The organism is Jeotgalibacillus salarius, assembly GCF_004405125.1.
GTDB classification, from domain to species: domain Bacteria; phylum Bacillota; class Bacilli; order Bacillales; family Jeotgalibacillaceae; genus Jeotgalibacillus; species Jeotgalibacillus salarius.
In genome coordinates this window covers 1-1700 of the sequence record NZ_SORX01000022.1, presented here as the reverse complement: position 1 = coordinate 1700, position 1700 = coordinate 1, and the positions used below count along the sequence as shown (strand labels likewise).

Annotated in this window: 1 protein-coding gene; it reads right to left on the bottom strand. The window is 42.5% G+C overall.

Translation table 11 applies throughout. From position 1 onward, the window contains the following. Positions 1-93: 93 nt before the first annotated feature. A protein-coding gene (locus E2626_RS17005) for an IS1182 family transposase (RefSeq protein ID WP_244094374.1) occupies positions 94-1469 on the bottom strand; the annotation gives its coding sequence in 2 pieces (ribosomal slippage) (positions 94-908 and positions 908-1469; 1377 coding nt in all). Positions 1470-1700 lie beyond the last annotated feature (231 nt).

The following is a 1700-nucleotide window of genomic DNA, read 5'->3' as shown; positions in this document are numbered from 1 at the left end:
CAGACTGTTGAAATTCTAAAATATGTATATAACCAATAAAATAAACCATTCATTTTAATCATTTCCTTGGTTTCCATGATGGTCTATCAGGGTTTAACTTGGTTCTTCGGCTCTTTTTTTGAGTAGAAGAACCATTTTTTTGAGGTTTTGACTGGCTGCGGTGAGATATGCTTGTTCCTGGACAGACTCCTGCCCTCGATATCGTGCGTATCGAAACGCATGGAGATGCTTCGCATCCGCAAAGCTTCTTTCAACAGTCTCTCTGCGAAGACGATAAAGTCTCTTTCCTGTTTTTGTTTTACTGTTCTTTTTAATGCTTTCTAACAGATTCGTCCAGACGTGTCTCGTGACTTCTCTTGAACGACTTTTCGCGGAAAAGCATTCATTGCGCAATGGACAGACTGCACAATCCGATGGATTGCTTTTATAATGCCGAACAGCCTGACGATCTGTTGTCGAGTAAGCTAAGATACAGCCCATAGGACACGCATACACATCTAACTCAGCGACATAAGTAAACTTTGACTTCGGAATCCGTTTACTCCCGTTTTTAAAACGACGATAACCTACTACCGCATAGATCTCCCGATCTAAGAGTTGTTTCGCTATCATATGTGTGGCATAACCGGCATCAACACCTACAGCTTCTATTTCAAACCCAAAGGTTTGTACCTGATGATCCAGCCGATCGATATAAGGTGTTTGGTCTGATACATTTCCTGGTGTGATAAAGGTATCCGTAATGATCCCATACTTCCCATCGACCGTCCGGTGGTCTAAGTAGAAGAAGCCTTGCGGTTTGTGATCTCTCATCATGAATCCACTATCGGGATCTGTTGTACTGACACGTCTTACACCATCACTCTTTTTAGTGCCTTCACGCTCCTTTTTAGGTTTTAATTCTTTTTTCCATGGGCGATCCGATCTTCATTCGCAGCCTGTTCTAACAGTTCAAAGTGCGCAATGACCTTTTCAGGTTTTGCTTCCCTGATAAACTTATTTTTATTCGCATTGGCTTTAATGTGAGTTGAATCTGTAAAAAGTACACGACCACTTACCATGCGATATTCCATTGCCTGTTTGACTATGGCTTCAAAAATATCCGCCATGACCGTTGTCTCATGGAAGCGTTTCTTACGACTATAACTGATGGTGGAATGGTCAGGAACCGGTGTCGTTAGGTCAAAACCAAGAAACCAACGGTACGCAAGGTTCGTCTGGATCTCTTTTTCTAGCTGTCGTTCAGAACGAATGCCGTACCAGTAGCTGATAAATAACATTTTGAATAATGTAATGGGTGGAATTGATTGTCGGCCGGAGGCTGGCTGATAGAAAGAAGAAGTAATCTCTTCTATAAATGAAAAATCAATGTAAGCATCTGCGTAACGAAGAAAGTGATCTTGAGGAACAAGTTGATCAATAGAAACCATTTGGCGGTTGTGACGGGCATTAACGGGGCGTCCCATCATGGTTCATCGTTCCTTTCCATTTCTTTTTATTTTACGCCCGTTTTGAAAGTTTGAAAAGAAGAACTATGTATCAAAAGAGATAAAAAGTGCCGGATCATTCCGTAGACTCCTGCGGAAAAACGATCGAGAGAGACCCCGGAAGGCAGTGGTTTTTTGCCTGAGGAGGCTCGAACGTTCGTCCGCGGAAAGCGAAGGAATGATCCGGCACGGCTTATGAAATTCAACAACCTG